The sequence below is a fragment of the Rhizobium sp. HT1-10 genome, from assembly GCF_049472505.1.
Classification (GTDB): Bacteria; Pseudomonadota; Alphaproteobacteria; order Rhizobiales; family Rhizobiaceae; genus Rhizobium.
Window position 1 is genome coordinate 81,833 of sequence record NZ_JBCEBQ010000010.1, and the last position, 19,497, is coordinate 101,329.

General features: G+C 56.8%; 15 protein-coding genes. 10 read left to right on the forward strand and 5 right to left on the reverse strand.

Annotation, left to right across the window (positions count from 1 at the left end; genetic code table 11):
* The first annotated feature begins 44 nt into the window (after window positions 1-44).
* Genes VH564_RS21445 through VH564_RS21460 form a run of 4 tightly spaced genes read left to right on the forward strand, consistent with a single transcriptional unit; the run spans window position 45 to window position 5,065 of the window.
* Complete coding sequence (locus VH564_RS21445; RefSeq protein WP_423341880.1) at window positions 45-983, forward strand: ABC transporter permease; 939 nt, start codon at window positions 45-47, stop codon at window positions 981-983.
* Complete coding sequence (locus tag VH564_RS21450; RefSeq protein ID WP_423341881.1) at window positions 980-1,831, forward strand: ABC transporter permease; 852 nt, start codon at window positions 980-982, stop codon at window positions 1,829-1,831. Before VH564_RS21445 ends, VH564_RS21450 begins: the two co-directional genes overlap by 4 nt.
* On the forward strand, window positions 1,828-3,531 hold the full coding sequence (locus VH564_RS21455) for a dipeptide ABC transporter ATP-binding protein (protein WP_423341882.1): 1,704 nt from the start codon (window positions 1,828-1,830) through the stop codon (window positions 3,529-3,531). Before VH564_RS21450 ends, VH564_RS21455 begins: the two co-directional genes overlap by 4 nt.
* Window positions 3,532-3,550: 19 nt before the next feature.
* Window positions 3,551-5,065, forward strand: coding sequence for an ABC transporter substrate-binding protein (locus tag VH564_RS21460; protein WP_423341883.1), 1,515 nt, complete (start codon window positions 3,551-3,553; stop codon window positions 5,063-5,065).
* A gap of 73 nt (window positions 5,066-5,138) precedes the next feature.
* Here the strand turns inward: VH564_RS21460 and VH564_RS21465 are convergent, their stop codons facing one another.
* The 3 genes from VH564_RS21465 to cysD all read right to left on the reverse strand — a co-directional run bounded on the left by VH564_RS21465 (window position 5,139) and on the right by cysD (window position 8,996).
* Window positions 5,139-5,993 carry a D-amino-acid transaminase gene (locus VH564_RS21465; RefSeq protein WP_423341884.1) on the reverse strand — a complete coding sequence of 285 codons (855 nt, stop codon included), beginning with the start codon at window positions 5,991-5,993 and terminating at the stop codon, window positions 5,139-5,141.
* Window positions 5,994-6,180: 187 nt separating this feature from the next.
* Window positions 6,181-8,076, reverse strand: a complete 1,896-nt coding sequence (gene cysN / locus VH564_RS21470; RefSeq protein WP_423341885.1) for a sulfate adenylyltransferase subunit CysN — start codon at window positions 8,074-8,076, stop codon at window positions 6,181-6,183.
* Window positions 8,076-8,996: a sulfate adenylyltransferase subunit CysD gene (gene cysD, locus VH564_RS21475; RefSeq protein ID WP_423341886.1), complete on the reverse strand. Its 921-nt coding sequence runs from the start codon at window positions 8,994-8,996 to the stop codon at window positions 8,076-8,078. The genes cysN and cysD overlap by 1 nt, the downstream gene beginning before the upstream one ends.
* Before the next feature lie 675 nt (window positions 8,997-9,671).
* On the opposite strand from cysD, the gene VH564_RS21480 reads away from it, so the two are divergent.
* Both VH564_RS21480 and VH564_RS21485 read left to right on the forward strand, forming a co-directional pair.
* Window positions 9,672-11,006: a sulfotransferase gene (locus VH564_RS21480; RefSeq protein ID WP_423341887.1), complete on the forward strand. Its 1,335-nt coding sequence runs from the start codon at window positions 9,672-9,674 to the stop codon at window positions 11,004-11,006.
* A 218-nt stretch (window positions 11,007-11,224) separates the two neighbouring features.
* Window positions 11,225-12,199, forward strand: coding sequence for an acyltransferase family protein (locus VH564_RS21485; RefSeq protein ID WP_423341888.1), 975 nt, complete (start codon window positions 11,225-11,227; stop codon window positions 12,197-12,199).
* 289 nt (window positions 12,200-12,488) lie between these two features.
* On the opposite strand, the gene VH564_RS21490 is transcribed toward VH564_RS21485, so the two are convergent.
* Both VH564_RS21490 and VH564_RS21495 read right to left on the reverse strand, forming a co-directional pair.
* The gene (locus tag VH564_RS21490; protein WP_423341889.1) at window positions 12,489-13,319 is read right to left on the reverse strand and encodes a TylF/MycF/NovP-related O-methyltransferase; all 831 of its coding nucleotides are present in this window, start codon (window positions 13,317-13,319) and stop codon (window positions 12,489-12,491) included.
* A 166-nt stretch (window positions 13,320-13,485) separates the two neighbouring features.
* Window positions 13,486-14,850: an FkbM family methyltransferase gene (locus VH564_RS21495; RefSeq protein WP_423341890.1), complete on the reverse strand. Its 1,365-nt coding sequence runs from the start codon at window positions 14,848-14,850 to the stop codon at window positions 13,486-13,488.
* 181 nt (window positions 14,851-15,031) lie between these two features.
* On the opposite strand from VH564_RS21495, the gene VH564_RS21500 reads away from it, so the two are divergent.
* Genes VH564_RS21500 through rfaD form a run of 4 tightly spaced genes read left to right on the forward strand, consistent with a single transcriptional unit; the run spans window position 15,032 to window position 19,233 of the window.
* Window positions 15,032-15,589: a D-glycero-alpha-D-manno-heptose-1,7-bisphosphate 7-phosphatase gene (locus VH564_RS21500; protein WP_423341891.1), complete on the forward strand. Its 558-nt coding sequence runs from the start codon at window positions 15,032-15,034 to the stop codon at window positions 15,587-15,589.
* Complete coding sequence (locus VH564_RS21505; protein ID WP_423341892.1) at window positions 15,586-16,782, forward strand: AGE family epimerase/isomerase; 1,197 nt, start codon at window positions 15,586-15,588, stop codon at window positions 16,780-16,782. Before VH564_RS21500 ends, VH564_RS21505 begins: the two co-directional genes overlap by 4 nt.
* Before the next feature lies 1 nt (window position 16,783).
* Window positions 16,784-18,256 (forward strand): D-glycero-beta-D-manno-heptose-7-phosphate kinase, encoded by a 1,473-nt coding sequence (gene rfaE1 / locus VH564_RS21510; protein WP_423341893.1) that lies wholly within the window; start codon window positions 16,784-16,786, stop codon window positions 18,254-18,256.
* On the forward strand, window positions 18,253-19,233 hold the full coding sequence (rfaD, locus tag VH564_RS21515) for an ADP-glyceromanno-heptose 6-epimerase (protein ID WP_423341894.1): 981 nt from the start codon (window positions 18,253-18,255) through the stop codon (window positions 19,231-19,233). Before rfaE1 ends, rfaD begins: the two co-directional genes overlap by 4 nt.
* The last annotated feature ends 264 nt before the right edge of the window (window positions 19,234-19,497 follow it).

The window sequence follows — 19,497 nt, forward strand, 5'->3', positions numbered from 1 at the left end:
TATCAAAGACGCTTCCATGCGAACGCGAAGGGGCACTTGCCGCGATGCATCGCTATAGGTTCATCCTCACCCGTCCGCTGCAATTCGTGCCGGTGCTGTTCGGCATCAGCGTCATCACCTTCATCCTCGTGCGGCTCATCCCCGGCGATCCGGTGCGCAATATCCTCGGCACCCGCGCCACGCCGACGGCGATCGCCAATATCCGAGCCCAGTACGGCCTGGACGAGCCCCTGTGGCTGCAGTATTTCTATTTCCTGCGCAATCTTGCCAATGGCGAGATGGGCAAATCCATCCTCTACAAGATCGACGTGCTGAAACTCATCCTGACGCGCATCGAGCCGACCGTGGCGCTGGTCGCGTCGAGCGTCGTGCTGTCGGTGCTGATCGCCGTGCCGCTTGCTGCCATCGCCGCGCGCAGCAACGGGCGTGCCCCCGACCATATCATCCGCATCGTCTCGACCTTCGGCATCGGCTTTCCGCCCTTCTGGTTGGGGCTGATGCTCATCATTCTGTTCAGCGTCGATCTCGGCTGGCTGCCGGTGTCCGGCTATGGCAGCACGATCGGCGAGAAAGCCGCCCATCTGCTGCTGCCGAGCCTGACCATCGCGCTGTCGCTGTCGACGGTGCTCACCCGCAGCCTGCGGACGGCGATGATCGAGGGTCTGAAATCCGACGTCGCAACGGCGGTGAGGGCGCGCGGCATGCCGGAGCGCACCGTCTTCTGGCGTCATGTCCTGCCCAATTCGCTGCTGCCGACGATCAATCTCCTGGCCGTCAACATCGGCTGGCTGATCGGCGGAACGGTGGTCGTCGAAACGGTCTTTGCCCTGCCGGGCATGGGTCAGCTGCTGGTCCGCGCCATCTTCTCGCGCGACTACATGGTGGTCCAAGGCGTCGCCATGGTCTTTGCCTGCGCCACCGTCTTCATCAATTTCATTGCCGATATCGCCACAGTCGCGGTCGATCCGAGGGTCCGCCTATGACTGTGCAAGCCTCCGCGCCACTGGCATTGCGCTGGCACCGCTTCTTCGGCGGGCGGCTGACCCTGGTGGTCGGCCTCGCCATCCTGCTGTTCTTCCTGCTTGTGGCGATCGCTGCGCCGCTGATTGCACCCTACGACCCGATCCTGCAGGGCGCCGATGTCCGGCTGCAGGCGCCGACCTGGCTGCATCCCTTCGGCACCGACAATTTCGGCCGCGATATCCTGTCGCGCGTGATCTGGGGGACCCGGATAGACCTGCAGATCGCGGTCATCGGCGTGCTCTTCCCCTTCCTGATCGGCACGACGGTCGGTACCGTCGCGGGATTTTTCGGCGGGCCTGTCGATGCGATCTTCATGCGCTTGGTCGACATCATCCTCGCCTTTCCCTTTCTCGTACTGATGCTGTCGATCATCGCCATCCTCGGCCCGGGCCTCGGCAGTTTCTATATCGCCATGGCGCTGGTAGGATGGGTGTCCTATGCGCGCCTAATCCGGGCGCAGATGCTGGTGCTGAAAAGCAGCGACTATGCGGTTGCCGCCGTCAGCCTCGGCTTCAGTCGTGCCCGCATCATGTTCCGCCACCTGCTGCCGAATGCCATTGCCGGGTCGCTGGTGTTCTCCATGTCGGATGCCGTCCTTGTGCTGCTCAGCGGCGCGGCGGTCAGCTATCTCGGCCTCGGCGTGCAGCCGCCGGTCGCCGAATGGGGTGTCATGGTTGCCGAAGGCCAGAGCTTCGTGACGACGGCCTGGTGGATCACGCTGTTTCCGGGCCTCTCCATCGTCTGCCTCGCCTTCGGCTTCAGCATGCTCGGCGATGCGCTCGGCGAAGTCTTCGGGGTGCACGAATGAACGATCCCATTCTCTCGGTCCGCGATCTCACGGTGAAGTCGCACCTGCCGGACGGTGTCCGCACACTGATCGACGCCGTTTCGCTCGATGTCCGCAAGGGCGAGATCGTCGGGTTGGTGGGCGAAAGCGGCTCCGGAAAGAGCCTGTTCTGCCGCTCGCTGGTGCGGCTGATGCCGTCGTCGCGTCTCAGGATCGAAAGCGGATCGGTGCTGCTCGAAGGACGCGACCTCACCGCGGTTAGCGACGCCGAGATGCTGAAGGTGCGCGGCGCCGAGATCGGCATGATCTTCCAGAACCCCACCAGCCATCTCGATCCGGTGATGAGCATCGGCGACCAGATCGCCGAGGGTATTCGCTATCACCAGGGGGCGAGCGCCCGGGACGCGCGGGCTGCCGCCGTCGATATCCTGTCGCAGGTCGGGCTGCCGGATCCGGCACGGCAATATGACAGCTACGCCCACGAATTTTCCGGCGGCATGCGCCAGCGGGCGATGATCGGAGTGGCGCTGTCCTGCGACCCGAAGATCCTCGTCGCCGACGAGCCGACGACGGCGCTTGATGTCACCATTCAGGCGCAGATCCTGCGTCTGTTAATGGACATCCGCGATCGGCGCGGCCTTTCGATCATCCTCATCACCCACGACCTCGGCGTCGTGGCCCAGACCTGCGATCGGATCGCGGTGCTGCGTGGCGGCAGGCTGCTGGAAGAGGGGCCGAAGCGCACCGTCCTGTCGACGCCGCGGGATCCCTATACCGTCAGCCTGATCGCCAGCCATCCGTCGATCGCGGCGGAGGGTGGGCCAGCCCCTGCTGAAGCAGCCCCAATAGCCGCCACCATCCGGCCCTTGCTCGAGGTCGACGACCTGCACGTCCGCTTTGCAAGCGGCGGCGGGTTGTTCGGCGCGCGCGGCAAGACCGTCAGCGCGGTTGCGGGCGTCAGCCTGCGCATCATGCCCGGCGAGAGCGTCGGCGTCGTCGGCGAAAGCGGCAGCGGCAAGAGCACGCTTGCGCGCGCCATCCTCGGCCTGACGCCGCTGTCTTCGGGCCATGTCAGCTTCGAGGGCGTGGATCTCGCCCAGCAGAAGAGCGCGGCGCTGTTCAAGCTGCGCCACGAGGCTGCGATGGTGTTCCAGGACCCCTACAACGCCCTCAATCCGCGGATGCGCATCGGCGACATGCTGGCGGAAGTGCTGAGGGTCCAAGGGGCGACGCCGGTTGCCGAGATACCCGCCCGGATCGGTCAGCTTCTCGATCTCGTCGGTCTCGAGCGGGAGTTTGCCGACCGCAAGCCGCGCAGCATGAGTGGCGGCCAGTGTCAGCGGGCCGGCATCGCCCGGGCGCTCGCCGTCGATCCGAAGCTGATCATCGCCGACGAATGCGTCGCCGCCCTTGATGTGACCATCCAGGCGCAGATCGTCGAGCTGTTTCGTGACCTGAAGCGCAAGATGAACCTGACGCTGATCTTCATCGCCCATGACCTGGCGATCGTGCGCAATCTCTGCGACCGGGTCGTCGTCATGTACCGCGGCGAAGTCGTCGAGGAGGGCCTCTGCGCCGAGGTCTTCGCGCGGCCCAAGCATCCCTATACCGCGGCACTCATCGCGGCCATTCCGGACATCGACCCGGACCGGCCGCTGCTTGCCGACATCCACGGCGATCCGCCTCTAGCGTCGCCACATCTTCTCGAACGCCTGCCATAACAACAAAGGGAACGACATCATGATCAGCAAATGGAAAACAGTCGGGCTTGCAGCCCTCTTCGCCGGCCTCAGCCTCAGCGCCAGCTTTGCCGAGGCGGCAGGCGTGCTTACCATCGGCCGCCGCGAGGATTCGACCACCTTCGATCCTATCAAGACCGCCCAGAACATCGACAACTGGGTGTTCTCCAACGTCTATGACGTGCTCGTGCGCGTCGACAAGACGGGCACCAAGCTGGAGCCGGGTCTTGCCGAAAGCTGGACCATCTCCGATGACGGCCTGACTTATGTCTTCAAGATCCGCGACGCCAAGTTCTCCGACGGCTCGCCGCTGACCGCCGAGGACGCCGCCTACAGCCTGCTGCGCATCCGCGACGACAAGGCTTCGCTGTGGAGCGATTCCTACAAGGTCGTCGACACGGCCGTCGCCACCGATCCCCGCACTCTGACCGTCAAGCTGAAGAACCCGTCTGCGCCGTTCCTGTCCACGCTGGCGCTGCCCAACGTCTCGGTGATCTCGAAGAAGGCCATGGAGGCGCTCGGCTCGGACGGCTACAGCGAAAAGCCTGTGGCCTCGGGCGCCTTCGTCGTTGACGAGTGGCGCCGCGGCGATCGCGTGATCCTGAAGAAGAACCCCTATTTCTGGCAGGCGGACCGCGTCAAGCTCGACGGCGTCGAATGGATTTCCGTGCCCGACGACAATACCCGCATGCTGAACGTACAGGCCGGCCAGCTCGATACCGCGATCTTCGTTCCCTTCTCACGCGTCGCCGAGTTGAAGAAGGACCCGAACCTCAATGTCGACATCGACCCTTCCACTCGCGAAGACCACCTGCTCATCAATCACGAGCATGGCGCGCTGGCGAAGAAAGAGGTCCGTCAGGCGCTCGATTTCGCTATCGACAAGAAGGCGATCATCGATGCCGTCACCTTCGGCCAGGGAACTGTCGCGAATTCCTACATTCCGAAGGGCGCGCTCTACTACTACGCCGACAACATGCAGCGCCCCTATGATCCTGAGAAGGCCAAGCAGATGCTGGCGGCGGCCGGTGCTTCGGACCTGAAGCTGAACTACCTGCTGCGCGCCGGCGACGAGGTCGACGAGCAGATTGCCGTGCTGCTGCAGCAGCAGCTGCAGAAGGCCGGTATCACCGCCAACCTGCAGAAGGTCGATGCGAGCCAGGAATGGGACATGGTCGTTGCCGGCGACTACGATATCTCGGTGAACTACTGGACGAACGATATCCTCGATCCCGACCAGAAGACCACCTTCGTGCTCGGCCACGATTCCAACAACAATTACTCGACCCACTACAAGAACGAGAAGGTCAAGGAACTGGTGGCTGCAGCCCGCCTGGAGCTCGATCCGGCCAAGCGCCAGCAGATGTATGTTGATCTGCAGAAGATGGCCAAGGACGACGTCAACTGGATCGACCTCTACTATAGCCCCTATATCAACGTCTCGCGCAAGAACATCGACAACTTCTACCAGAACCCGCTCGGCCGCTTCTTCCTGGAAGACACCGTCAAGAACTGAGTTTGAGCTGATTTGGGCCGAACAGAACAGACCGCCGCGAGCCTCGCGGCGGTCTCCTTTTTGAGATCTGCGGTCAGATGGCCGTCGACAGCCGCTCGGCGGTATAGAGGCCACGCAGCTTTTCGCAAATCGGGCCCGGTCGGCCATTGCCGATTTCCACGTCGTCGATCCTGACCACCGGTGTTGCGAAATTGGTCGCGGAGGTGACGAAGGCTTCGGCGGCCTGCTTGGCTTCCTCTACCGTGAAGGCCCGCTCTTCGACTTTAATACCGGCACTCCTTGCAAGCTCGATGATGCCCGCCCGCGTGATCCCATGCAGGATCGCGTGCGAGAGGCCGCGCGTGACCAGCGTGCCGTCAGCCTTGACGATATGCGCGCTGGCAGAGCTCGCCTCGGTGACCATGCCATCCTCGACAAGCCAGGCATCGTCGGCGCCGCGTCGCGTCGCTTCCATCTTGGCCATCGAGGGATAGAGCAGTTGCACCGTCTTGATGTCCCGCCGCTCCCAGCGCCAGTCCGGCACCGTGGCGATGGAGATGCCCGTCTGGTTGCGGGGATTTTCGAGGATGGCCTTGGCCTGGGTAAAGAGGACTGTCGTCGGCGTAGGCGCCGCGGGATAAGCGAAATCACGATCGGCGGGCCCGCGGCTCACCTGCAGATAGATCAGCCCCTCGTCGAGGCCGTTGCGCTCTACGATCTCGCGATGGACGGCAAGCAGTGCCTCCTCCGACAGCGGGCAGACGATGCCGAGCTCGGACAGCGAGCGCTGAAGGCGGGCGGTGTGGCCCCTATAATCGATCAGCTTACCGCCAATGACGGCGGTCACCTCGTAGATTGCGTCTGCGAACAGGAAGCCCCGGTCAAAGACCGAAACCTTGGCCTCGGCTTCAGCAAGCCATTCGCCATTCAGGTAAACAATGCGGTTCAATAGGCCAGCCCCTTTGAACATGTGGAACGATATGTGTCGCAATGACGCGTGGCGATAGCTCTTGCGACGAAAAATTCGAGGAACTGAAGCGAGTATAAAGTATCGCTTCCGGGATCACAGCGCACTTGGAATACCACCGCAAGGCACGATATGGTGCGGCGGCCTGAGACGGGTCGCATAGGGCAAGTCACGTTCGCCTTTCTACATACTCCTGGATCCTCATCGCCAGCGCCTCTGGCTGAGCTTCTATGGTCTGAAGACGAAGCTCCGGCGTTTCTGGAGCCTCATACGGTGAATCGACGCCGGTAAAGTTACGGATATCACCTGCTAAAGCCCGCTTGTATAGTCCCTTTGGGTCTCGCCTCACGCACTCCTCCAGAGGTGTGTCGACGAACACTTCGACAAACTCTCCGGAACCCATCAATTCGCGCGCCAGTTGCCTCTCGGAACGGAAAGGAGATATCACCGAGACTATAACGATCAGACCGGCATCGACCATCAATTTTGCGACTTCTGCAATCCGGCGGATGTTTTCTACCCGATCGGCGTTCGTGAAACCAAGATCCCGATTTAGCCCATGGCGGACATTATCGCCGTCAAGAAGGATGGTGTGCCGCCCGCTAGCATGCAGCACCCTTTCCAGAGTATTGGCGATTGTCGACTTTCCGGACCCAGATAACCCTGTCAGCCATATCACTGCGGGTTTCTGGTTCATCAGATCAGCGCGCGAACTCTTGCTCACGTCTAGCGCTTGCCAGTGGATATTCCGTGCGCGTCGCAATGCAAAATCGATCATCCCAGCGCCTACAGTCGCGTTGGTGTAGCGGTCGATCAGGATGAAGTTGCCGGTGACGCGATTGCTCCGAAATGGGTCGAAAGCGATTGGCGACTGAAGACCAAAGGTACAGACGCCGAATTCATTCATGGCGAGCGTATTTGCGGCAATCTGAGAGAAATTATGAATGTCGATGGTGTGCTTCAGGTTGGTAACGCTTGCGGTCACGCTGTCGCATTCTGTCCGGAGGATATAGCTTCGGCCCGGAATTAGCGGTTCGTGATCGAACCAGATGATATGGGCTTGAAATTGATCGCCGACCTGCGGTGGAGCATCGGGTGCAGCCAATATGTTGCCCCGCGACACATCAAGTTGGTCATCTAGTACGAGCGTTACAGCTTGGCCTTCCCGTGCTTCCTCGAGCGGACCGTCCATGCTGACGATTTCCCTTACCCGCGAGAGTTTGCCCGAGTTAGCGACCACGACAGGCTCGCCTACTGCAATTTTTCCCGAAGCGACTTGGCCCGCAAGACCGCGGAAATCTCGGTCCGTCCTCGACACATACTGAACAGGAAAGCGGAAAGGACTATCGATATAGGCATCGTCGACCGGTACATTCTCCAAATGTTCGAGCACCGTTGGGCCTTGGTACCACGGCATATTGGTTGAGCGGTGGATAACATTATCACCAAAGCGTGCGGATATCGGGATTGGTACGGCCGTGATGAAGTCAAGATTCTTTGCGAATTCGCGATAGTGTGATGCGATCTCGTCGAAGGTTCTTTCGTCGTAGCCGACGAGGTCGATTTTGTTCACTGCCAAGATGACATGTCGGATTCCAAGCAATGACGCGATTATGGAGTGCCGCCTCGTTTGAGACAAAACACCCCGACGCGCGTCCACCAGCAAGACAGCCAGATCCGCTGTCGAGGCCCCGGTCGCCATGTTGCGGGTGTATTCCTCGTGACCGGGCGTATCTGCAACGATAAATTTGCGTTTTTCGGTGTCGAAAAAGCGATAGGCGACATCAATGGTGATGCCTTGTTCGCGCTCGGCCTCAAGGCCATCCAGGAGGAGTGCGAAATCGAAGTCACCATCGATTGTTCCATGCCGGGCGCTGTCACGCTCGAGGGCCGCGAGTTGATCGTCAAATATATGGCTTGAATCGTATAGCAGGCGTCCGATGAGGGTAGACTTTCCGTCGTCGACGGAGCCACAGGTGAGGAAGCGTAAAAAAGACTTTTCTCCCTGTGTCTCGAAGTCGTCTGATATCGAAGAGGAAGGGCGGTGTCGCTGGGCCACAATCATCAAAAATATCCTTCCTTTTTCTTCTTCTCCATGGAGCCAGAGCCGTCTTTGTCGATGAGACGACCTTCTCGCTCTGAGGTCCGAGCAAGGCGGGTTTCTGAAATGATGTCCTCTCTTGTCATCGCATCAGACTCGATGGCGCCGGTGAGGGGGTAGCAACCCAACGTGCGGAAACGGACAAGCTTTTCCTCTACCTTATCCCCGGCGCGGAGCGGCATGCGATCGTCATCGACCATAAGCAGGGTTCCGTCGCGTTCGACAACCGGCCGTTTGCTAGCAAAATACAGAGGAACAACGGGAATATCCTCGGCTAGGAGGTACTGCCACACGTCGATCTCCGTCCAGTTTGACAGCGGAAAGACGCGTATGGATTCGCTGGGGCTAATACGGGTATTGTAGGTTTTCCACATTTCGGGACGCTGGCTCTTGGGATTCCAAGCGTGCTGGCTGTTGCGGAACGAGAATATCCGCTCTTTCGCTCGGGATTTTTCTTCGTCACGGCGCGCACCACCGAAGGCGGCATCGAACTTGTACATCTCAAGCGCCTGCCGCAGCGCCAGCGTTTTCATAATATGTGTGTGAGTGTCCGACCCGTGCGTGAATGGGTTGATATTCTGCTCCAATCCATCTGGGTTTATATGGATTATCAGATCCAGTCCGAGTTCCTTGAAAGTCCGGTCGCGAAAGGCGATCATCTCCTTAAACTTCCACGTGGTGTCGATGTGCAAGAAGGGAAAGGGCGGCTTAGCAGGGTAAAATGCCTTCCGAGCGAGGTGCAGCATCACCGAAGAATCCTTGCCAACAGAATACAGCATCACCGGGCGCGCAAAATTGGCTGCAACTTCCCGAATTATGTGAATCGACTCTGCTTCAAGACGATCAAGGTGGCCAAAGCGAAAATGTTTGCGTGATCTATGCATAGCTTTTTGCCTTTCTAAAACCGACGGCTTGTCCCCAATGCGGTTGCCGATCCAGGCAGAGCCAAATCAAATTGATAGCGTGATCGTTGAGGCCAGACAGGGCTGATCATCACCGAGAAGTTACCCGGCGTCCCAACCTAGATTCGACCCGCTTCCTAAGTATGTTTCCGGTCCGATGTCGGGGTCAAGTTCCTGGGGCACTCTTTCTATCGATGGTCCCTGCCGGAGATTGCCTCCTTACCGTCGGATTTGCGGGCTTCGATCACCAGGCCCGGTTGACGCGCGTCCGAAGCCCCAGCGTCCTCCATTCGACGAAATATCACTGAGCGGTCGAGCGAGGGGAAATCCTTCCGCAGCGTTCGCATTGGCAATCGTCGGTGACGATTTGGGGCGGAGCGCTTACGACGTGAATACGTTCTCCAAGCACGACGCAGGCGGCGGGCAATCAGCAGAAAAGGACTGACTGGTCCCGTTCTCTTTTCTTGATATCGCGCGAGTGGCGAGCCATAACCAAGCAGAGTGCCGACGGGCGATTTGATCCAGGCCGTTGTGAAGTCCATCGTTTCTAACCAATCCGAGAGAATCACAAACTGCTTAAATCGCTCACCTCTTTTTGAGGGAACCTGTTAAAACCGGCGGCTACCGGGTAGCCGGTGACATACAAAAGGTGAAGATATGACTTCCTGTCGCTTTATCGCCAATGAACGCGCAATTTCAGAATTTGTGGGAATATCTTTCGATACACTCCTTATCGATGAAGCGCGGGGCTTCCCCAATCTCGTTTTCAGCGGCTGGGTTGCTGCTCAGCACAAGGTCGTACTGAGTATTGTATTCCGCGTGGAACTTTCGATCAATGTTTCAAAAGTTGAATTCGAGCGGCCCGATGTTGTCAGCGCCTTCCCGGATTATAATATTCCGCTGATATCCGGATTCAATGGCGCCGTAAGCCTGGTAGGGCTGGGTACGAAATTTAGAATCTCGGTTGGAGTGGTCACGAGAAGCGTCATTGATGAAAAAGAAGATAGAGTCAACATCGGGTATATTCACGGCGAGCAAGATCGTTTCTTTACCGAGCTGAAGACTGCTCCACAAATTCGCCCCGTCCTCGTTACCGCCAACGGCAGAAGCGGGACGACGTACATGATGCGGTTGATTTCGGCGCACCCGCAGATTGCTGTTGAAACGAGCTACCCCATGGAGACCCGGTTAGCGGCTCACTATGCGAAAGTGGCGAAGATAAATTCGGAGCAAAATCTCTACAGAGATTCCAAGCTTAACGAACAATTTAAAGATATAGATCGCGGCCAGACCGCTTTATATCCAAATCCGTATTTTAACTATGAATACCTGCAAAACAAGAAAGACAATCTAATAAATCGAAATATTGTCTCACGCCTAGCGGATGCAAACGCATTTTGCGCTGTGTCATCCATCGACACGATATACACGGAAATTGCCGCCAAGCAGTTTAAAGGCGGCGCGAGATATTTTGTCGAGAAGAGTAGACCCTCGTTTATCCCGGATTTAGTTCAAGAAATATACGGTGATTTTTGCAAGGAAATAGTGCTTGTTCGAGACCCGCGCGATGCGCACGCGTCTGCTCTAGCATTTAACGAGCGTAGGAAAACGAAGGATTTTGGAGCCAACAACGCAAAAGATGCGCATGATTTTATCGACATCCGGAAAGAGCTGTTTTCGAATGTGATCGATGGTTGGCGGCGCAGGAAGGAGACGTCCTTCTTTGTCAGGTACGAGAACCTGATTGAGGATACATTTGGCACCCTCTCCGGCATTTTGCGCTATCTCGATGTTGATAATTCACCGGCGGTCATGGCCATGATGATTGAAACGGCAAATGCTGAGACGAGCGAAATAAAGAATCACAAAACAAGTGAGTCTTCCAAGGATTCAATTGGTCGGTGGCGACGTGATCTAGAGCCCTCACTGGCCCGCTATGCATCTGAACTCATGGAAGCAGACCTCCTGGAGGCGGGGTATCCGCTCGATTGATGATCCTGCTCAATTCGAGGTCATTTGTGCATCGGGTATCGAGACGGCCTTCGAACTAAATCCTTATCAGCATTCGCCGCAATAGCAGCTGCCGTGCTTTGTCAACTGGAGCTAGGGGCATGAGAGCGGTCGCCCGATTTTCGCACGCTTGACTGTTTCAACTGCGACGCGCATAGATTGAAATCAAATGGTTAATGTGTTGCTTTGAAAGCTTAGGCATGCTGTATTCTATTCATTTTCTGCGATTTTTTGCCGCAGCTGCCGTAACTCTACACCATAGCCTAGGCGATACGAAGGTTGACGTCGGCGCTGCTGGTGTCGATGTATTTTTTATAATCAGTGGGATAGTGATATTTCTTTCAACTCGGCCTGGTGAAACCGCATATGAATTTTGGATGCGGCGTTTCATACGTGTTGTGCCTTTGTACTGGGTGGCGACCGCCGCATTTATAATCGTGAAATACATATGCTGGAGGGATTTGCCTACCCTGTCACAGGTTATTAGGTCCTTAATGCTGTTTCCTTTATTTGGTTCGGGTCCAAATAACCTACCATTGTACTTCCCGGCGTGGACGCTGCAGTACGAAATGCTGTTTTATATAATTTTTACAATTGCTTTGCTGATAAGCCGAAACTATGCGAAGTCGGTTGTTTTTCTTGTGCTTTTATTTCTTTCGTCCGTGACTCTTCCCATTTTCTGGGCTGACGGAAACGAGTATTTTCAGTCGTCGATGTGTCTGGAATTTGCCTACGGAATAGTCATATACGCGTTGATCGCAGGTAAGTTGAAAATACCTCCATCCTTAGGTGTGATGGCCATAGTCTTAAGCGTTTTAGTTTTTTCTCTGAACTATCGGCTTGGCTCGACCAGCCGTGCCTTGTCATGGGGACTGCCGGCCGCCTTGCTTGTAGGAGGAATGCTTGCTTTCGAGGGCAGCAAGTGGCTGAGATACAGAGTGTTTGTCACGCTGGGGGATGCTAGCTACGCAATTTACCTCAGTCATATTTCGCTTCAGATCTTCATCGGAGAAGCTGCCAAGTGGTATCGAGTGGATCTAGATAGTAGTCCTCTTTTGAAGATTGCGATTTTGTTCACTTCATCGATATTGGTGGGCATGCTGAGCCATTTCGTCATTGAAAAGCCAATGCTGAAATTGTTGCGACGTTGCCTGCCAAGAAAACAAGAAAACTAGGTTACGCTGTTGCTCCCGACCTTCGCCAATACGAGGGTGCCGAGAAACGGTGGGCGGAACGTACACGTCCGCGGTATATCTCGGGGGGAAAATTCATCCATCGATGCACTTTCCACAACATCCGGAAATTCAGCCCTAGTCGGTGACTAGGACGCCTTGGTCGGCAGTCTGTATTTCGCTCGGCTTGTCTGCGAGCACCACTATCTTGGAAAGCTGCCACGGCACCGCCGATCACTTTTCCCCGTCGGAACTCACCCACGGCCGGCAAAACCGGCCGTGGGTCTAATCGTCAGCCGATCTTCCTGATCATCACGGTACCGGCGAAATCCGGGATAGGGATGATAAATTCAGGCTTGTCTGCGAAAAATTCCTCGATGGCACGGATCGCCCCATCCCAGCACAGGCTCATATAGTCGTGCATGATCAGGAAGCCGCCGGTGTTGAGCCGCGGGTAGAAATATTCGAGGCCGGCCTTGATAGGAGCGTGCAGGTCGGTGTCGATGTGGACGACGCAGTAACGCCTGTTTTCATCGAGCTGGGAGGCCGTTTCGGGAAAAAATCCCTGGATATATGAAGTGTTTTCGGCGCCCACGCGGCTTTTCACGTAGTCCAGCGCGGTGTCGCTGAAAGCTCCCGTCAGGTGCTGCTCGTTGGTTTCGAGATCGCGGACGTCGAAACCTTCGAATGTGTCCAGAAGATAGAGCTGCTTGGACATCTTGCGGGCGAAGTTGGCGAAGAGAACTGCCGTGTCGCCCTTGTAGACACCAAGCTCGACAACGTCGCCTTCGATACCATCTTTTTGGATTAGATCGAAAGCCATTGCCAAAGCGTAGAAGCGAACCATGTCGCCATTGCCGTAGGTGATGCTGTTCTTTTCTTCACCGAACTGGCCGCCAAGCGACCGGTATTTGCTGAGCTGGGAGCTGTAGCGCTCGGGAACATGGCCGAGGAAGGTGCCGGTCGGCAGGTTGGCTTCTTCCGTCTTAAGGCCGGGCTGCGGCTGGGCGCTTTGCTGGGAGCCGGCATTGCGCTCCAGTAGCTCCAGTTTCCGGCCAAGAGTGGCAACGGAATCACCATATTGCTTCTCGACGACAGCGAGACGCTGTCCAAAATCGGTCAAGGCGTCGCCGTGATGCTCTTCGACCCGCCCAATACGCTCATGGATTTTAAGCAAACGCTCCGAAAGTATGCGAATTTCTTCAGAAATTGATATATTAGTGTTGTCCACTTGTTTTCCCCCATTTGACGCGCAAAGCGCCTTTTGTAATCCTCAAAAACGCTTGTCGCTATCCCTTTACTCTCCTGATGTAGCGCTTCATCAGTATGACAATAAGACGAATAGGCGAGGTCAATCGCCAAGATCGCGAGCGATAGATTATTTCGATCTGATCCTGCAGGGCGCGGATGCGGGCATGATCGCGCTGCTTCTGATCCTCGCGGTCCGCAAGCTGGCGCCTGAGTGAAATACCCTGGAGTTCAAGGTTGCCCAATTCGTGGTCCATTTTTTTCAATTGGAATGAGAGGTCGGTCCTTTCGCGCTTCTCCGCGATGACTTTATTTCCCAAGCTGGCGATTTGGCGCTTCAGATCCTCGACGTCATTTTTCAGCCACGCCGTGTCGATCTGCAGCTGATGTTTCTCCGCACCATCGGCAATCGCCTTGGATCTCAATATGGTGACGTCCGTCCGGCAGGCTTCGAGATCAAGCCGATCGTTTGTCCATTGATCCAGAATTGCATTGCCTCCGCTGCGGCTCGCAGCGCCTTCGCGCAATATCTCAACCGCATATTGGGGCTTGTTCATCATCGCCAGGGCGAGGTCGTCGGCAGTCTCGATGTTAAGCAGCAATTCACATTTGCGCGGTGAGTATGCACGACAAACTTCAGCATTCTGGTCGATCGCTCCGACAATAGCGACCTCGCGTGCACCGCGGAAAATGTCGTTCTCGTTGCGGTTAAAGTTCTGCGGATTGAAGGCATCGACGACATGGGCAAAGGTCGTGTAGCCCATGCCCTTCAGCAATGCCACCGTCCGCAAACCGTCGTCCAGGCTGTTGCATTCGGCATAGATAGTCGGTCGCAACTGCGCCAAAGTTTTGACGGAACCTTTAAGCACCTCCTCCTCCATCCCCTCGACGTCAATCTTGATAAGATCGCACTGCGCGATTTGGAGGGAATCGATGCTGATGGTGCGGACCTTGAGGGCGGTGTCTGAATGTTCTTTGATCGCGACGATGGAGGTACTGCCGAAACTCTCCGCACTTTCCGGATCGATCGCGACCAGGTCGCGAAAGTCGACTTGCTCGCCTGCAATGGCATTTTCAACCCTTACATTCTTCAACCCATTGGCGCTGACATTCGCCTGTAATATCTCCCAGGATTTTTGCTGCGCCTCGATGCTGACGACATGGCCGTTCTCTCCAACTGCATCAGCAAAGGCAAGTGTGTGCGTGCCGAGATAGGCGCCCACATCAACGACGGTGCCGCCCTTGCGCAGGAAGGTCTTCATAAAGCTGATTTCATTTTCTGCCCATTCCCCATAGTGTTCTAGGGACAGGCGGATGGCGCCGGAATCGTTCGAGAAATAGCTGATTTCGCCATATTTCGATGCAGTTTTCTTCGTTGCCGAGGACGTGTAGGGCAGATCATTCACCAGTAGTGCTCCCACAATTTTGCCTACCATTTAGACGGCAATGGTTGGTAAGGCTACACCGACGTGCTATGCGCGTCGAGCGGCAATAGAATTAGCTGAAGAATTAGATGTTACTGATTTGACGATTTTCAATCACCAGCGTTAACTGCTAAACACTAAACTTGGTGAAGGGTTGAGAAAAGTGACTGCCGATGTTTCATCAAGCTTACAACCCATGGCTTTTCTTGATCGCGATGGTGTGTTGAACGAGGATAGCGGCTACCTTTTCAGGTCTTCGGAATTGATTTGGGTTGACGGGGCGCTGGCCGCATTGGCCCGGCTGCGACGGGCTGGCTACAGAGTGGTCGTTGTCACCAACCAATCGGGTGTCGCGCGTGGATTTTTCACCGAGGATGATGTGCAGCAACTACATCAGTGGATGCAACGTTGTATAGCATTGCACGGTGGAGAGGTTTCGGCCTTCTATTATTGCCCCTATCTTTCCGATGCGCCTCTCGAACACTATAAAATCGACCATCCCGACAGAAAGCCGCAGCCAGGAATGCTTATGAAGGCCGCCCGGCAATTTCCTACTGATTTGTCAAAATCCTTCATGATCGGCGACAAAGAAACAGATATGCAGGCCGCCGCCGCGATGGGAGTTCAGGGTTTTCTGTTCAATGGCGGAAACCTCGATGATTTCGTCGCGGATTGCCTTTGCAGGCTTGCGCCGACAGTGGCGACGGGCTTGCCCCAATGAGTGCCGTCCTTCCCTCCTCTATCGATGCCTATTGCGCGCACATTCATAAAGTCGCACTGCCGGTCTGGCTGTCGCAAGGGTATTCGGAAAGAGATGGGTTGTTCGCGGAGCGTTTGGATTTTGAGGGCCGGACGATCGGTAACGTACCGCATCGCGCGATGGTGCAAGCGCGGCAAATCTACGTCTATAGTCACGCTGCGCTGTCGGGCATCTTCCCGGCCGGTGGCGACAGCGCGTTGCGCGCCATGGATAGCCTGCTGTCAAGATACAACGACGTCGGCGACGTGGAGAAGGGACTTTGTTTTTCCATCGGTAGGCATAGCGATGTGGTTTCTCCGGTGCGCGACAGCTACACCCATGCTTTCATCCTTTTGGCGCTTGCCACCACTTACCACCTTAGCGGCGCGCCGCGGCTTCGCAACGCTATCGAGAAGACCACGCATTTCGTCGAGAACCGTCTGGTGGACCGGCACTTTTCGGGCCTGCACGATCAGCACCCACCATCCAGAAAACTCAAATCCCAAAATCCGCTGATGCATTTGCTGGAGGCTTATCTTGCCGTACACGAGGCATGGCCGGATGGCGGATTTCTCGACCGGGCATCGGATATCGTCCTCCATTTCCGGAGAAAAATCTGGATGGAAGACCTTGGCGTCCTAGCGGAATATTATCATGAGGACTGGTCGCAGCTGGAGCGGCATTCGGACGATGCCTTTTTCGAACCCGGCCATCAATTCGAATGGGCGTGGTTGTTGCAGTGGTATGGCGCCCTTTCGGGCACCGATCAGAGTGCCATCGCCAATGCTCTCTGGGCCTCGGCCTGTCGGTATGGACTGAAAGACGCCCGCCTGTGCTACGACGAGATCTCGCTTTCGATGAATGTGCGCAAGCCTTCGCACCGGCTCTGGCCACATACCGAAGGTGCCAAGATCGCAGCCGTCAGGGCGGGCGCCGGCCTGCCCGACGGCCTACCTATTGCGAAAAACATGGCGTCGTCATTGAACGACATATTTCTTCAGCGACCTTTCGAGGGTGGCTGGATTGATAGGGTCGATGGCAACGCTCAGCCGATCGTGGATTTTGTGCCGGCTAGCAGCTTGTATCATCTATATTCCGCCAGTGTGGCCTTGATGCCTTTGACGGCGCGTGAAATGCCTGAACCGGCTAAGCAAGAAGACTTCGGAGTTATTTGAGATGTGGGACATGGTGCAGAAATTCGCCTCAGCAAAAGTCGCGGTTATCGGCGATCTGATGCTCGACATCTACATCCAGGGCGAGGTAAGTCGTGTTTCGCCGGAAGCGCCGGTACCGATCGTCAAGCGTGTGTCCGAACGCACCGTGCCAGGCGGGGCTGCCAACGTGGCGGCAAATATCGCAGCGTTGGGTGCGACAGTCCATCTGGTCGGCGTCGCCAACCGCGATAACGGCTTCGTGCGACTGACTGAAAGCCTGAACCAATTTGGTGGTGTCGATCTCTCCGGCGTGGTGATGGACGAAAGCAGAAGCACCATCACCAAGACCAGAGTTTTGGGCCGGCATCAGCAGATCGTGCGTGTCGACAGCGAGGATAACTCGCCCTTCGCGGCAGCGATCGAAGACGCTCTTATCGAGGCGGCGAAGATAGCCATCGACACGTGCGATCTCGTAATTCATTCCGACTACGGCAAAGGGGTACTGAGCGACCGTGTTCTGGAGGCGACAATGGCCCATGCGCGCTCTGCCGGCAAGCTCGTTCTGGTGGACCCCAAACGGCGCGATTTTTCCGCTTATCGCGGCGCTTCTATCATCACGCCGAACCGGGCGGAACTGACGGAGGCAACGGGTCTTGCCTGTGAGAGTGACGACGAGGCGGAAGCCGCGGCCCGCCTAGCTTCCAAGACCTGCGGTGCCGATGTCCTGCTCACGCGATCAGAAAGGGGCATGTCCTATTTTGGAAGCGATAACCCGCCGATGCATCTCGCTACCGTTGCTCGAGAGGTCTTCGACGTCTCGGGCGCCGGCGACACGGTGGTCGCAGTGCTCGGTGTCACGCTCGCATCCGGGTTGAGCATCATCGAGGCGATGCGTGCAGCCAATCACGCCGCCGGCCTCGTCGTTGCCAAGGTCGGGACAGCGACTATATCCCCACAGGAACTCCTGCTGGCGATGCAGGATTCCGAGGGGAGTCGCGACATTCAGGACGGTCGCCTGCTCGATATCGACGAACTTCTGGCAACGCGTGCCTTTTGGCGCGACAGCGGGTTGAAGGTCGGTTTTGCGAACGGATGTTTCGACCTGATCCATCCGGGCCATATTTCGCTGATCCGCCAAGCCGCCAGCAATTGCGACCGACTGGTGATGGCGCTGAACACGGATGCCTCCGTGAGGAGGCTGAAAGGTCCATCACGGCCGGTGCAGACGGAGGACGCCCGCGCAGATGTCATGGGCGCGTTGAAAGACGTTGCAGCGGTTGTGCTTTTTGATGAAGATACGCCCTATGACCTGATTGCGGCCTTGCTGCCCGATCTTCTCGTCAAGGGTGCAGATTACACCGAGGATCAGGTGGTCGGTGCCTCCGTCGTGCGCGATGCGGGTGGAGCCGTGCTGCTGGCGGACCTCACCCAGGGACAATCCACCTCGCGGCTGATCGGCCGCTCCAAGACGCCAGTGACAGGGAACACACAATGATCATCCTGACAGGGGGGGCCGGCTTCATCGGCTCCAATATCGCAGCTGACCTCAATGAAGCCGGCAGAAATGACATCGTTATCGTCGATCATTTGGGCACCGACGCGAAATGGCGCAACATCGCCAAACGGCGATTTGCAGATATCGTCTTTCCCGAGGAGATGTCCACTTATCTCGAAGGTTTGTCGGGCGCTGATGCCGTCATCCATATGGGCGCGAATTCCTCGACCACGGCGACCGACGGCGACGAGATCATCCGCTCCAACCTGCGGTTTTCGACGCGTCTGTGGGATTGGTGCACCAGGACCAGCACGCCGCTTATCTATGCATCGTCAGCAGCGACCTACGGTGACGGCACTGGAGGTTTCGTCGATGACGACAGCGACGCCGCTCTCGACCAGTTACACCCACTGAACCTTTATGGCTGGTCCAAGCACGCTTTCGACAAATGGGCTCTGGAGCGAGCCAGACGCGGAGAGGCGCCGCCGCAATGGGCCGGCCTCAAGTTCTTTAATGTCTATGGTCCCAACGAAGCTCATAAGGGCGACATGAAAAGTCTCGTCGCCAAGAACACACCGCCGATTCTGGCCGACCAAGTCATCAAGATGTTCAAGTCGCACAAAGCTGGCTACGCCGACGGCGAGCAGCTCCGCGATTTTGTGTACGTCCGCGATTGTACGAGCGTGATTTCCTGGTTGTTGCAGAACCCGGGCGTCAGCGGCCTCTTCAATCTGGGCACTGGCCGGGCCCGATCTTTCCGCGATTTGATGCTGGCTGTCGGTCTTGCAGCGGACAGGCCGGTCAACTTCGAATTTGTAGACATGCCAGTGTCAATTCGTAACCAGTATCAATATTTCACCCAGGCCGACATGATGAAACTCAAGAGCGCCGGCTATGAGAAGCCCTTCTATTCTCTGGAGGAGGGCGTTCGCGACTACGTTCAAAATTATCTGATGCGGGACGACCAGTATCGGTAATCACGCACGATCAACGGGCCACTTGCATCGGGCATCGATATGTCCCGGGTGGCCCGATATGGGCTCCCTACGAGACGTTTTCGGCAACGGCACGCCCTTTGTTCCACCTAAAGTGGTAGACGGTCAGTTTTTTTTCTGATTACCTCCAGTTCGACTCGCGTCATTGCCTAATGCCGATCTCAACAATCGTATCGCCGGCGCCTTGAAGCGGCAGGACGATACATCGACACACCGGGAAAGTTTCCTTTGGAGTTGCGTGTTCCA

Bases quoted from the DNA above. Each gene is read 5' to 3' on its own strand.
- cysN (WP_423341885.1), bottom strand. From the start codon at position 8,076: ATGATTGTGGCCCAGCGACACCGCCCTTCCTCTTCGATATCAGACGAC.
- VH564_RS21450 (WP_423341881.1), top strand. From the start codon at position 980: ATGACTGTGCAAGCCTCCGCGCCACTGGCATTGCGCTGGCACCGCTTC.
- VH564_RS21480 (WP_423341887.1), top strand. From the start codon at position 9,672: ATGACTTCCTGTCGCTTTATCGCCAATGAACGCGCAATTTCAGAATTT.
- VH564_RS21485 (WP_423341888.1), top strand. From the start codon at position 11,225: ATGCTGTATTCTATTCATTTTCTGCGATTTTTTGCCGCAGCTGCCGTA.
- VH564_RS21445 (WP_423341880.1), top strand. From the start codon at position 45: ATGCATCGCTATAGGTTCATCCTCACCCGTCCGCTGCAATTCGTGCCG.
- VH564_RS21460 (WP_423341883.1), top strand. From the start codon at position 3,551: ATGATCAGCAAATGGAAAACAGTCGGGCTTGCAGCCCTCTTCGCCGGC.
- cysD (WP_423341886.1), bottom strand. From the start codon at position 8,996: ATGCATAGATCACGCAAACATTTTCGCTTTGGCCACCTTGATCGTCTT.
- rfaE1 (WP_423341893.1), top strand. From the start codon at position 16,784: ATGTGGGACATGGTGCAGAAATTCGCCTCAGCAAAAGTCGCGGTTATC.
- rfaD (WP_423341894.1), top strand. From the start codon at position 18,253: ATGATCATCCTGACAGGGGGGGCCGGCTTCATCGGCTCCAATATCGCA.
- VH564_RS21455 (WP_423341882.1), top strand. From the start codon at position 1,828: ATGAACGATCCCATTCTCTCGGTCCGCGATCTCACGGTGAAGTCGCAC.
- VH564_RS21505 (WP_423341892.1), top strand. From the start codon at position 15,586: ATGAGTGCCGTCCTTCCCTCCTCTATCGATGCCTATTGCGCGCACATT.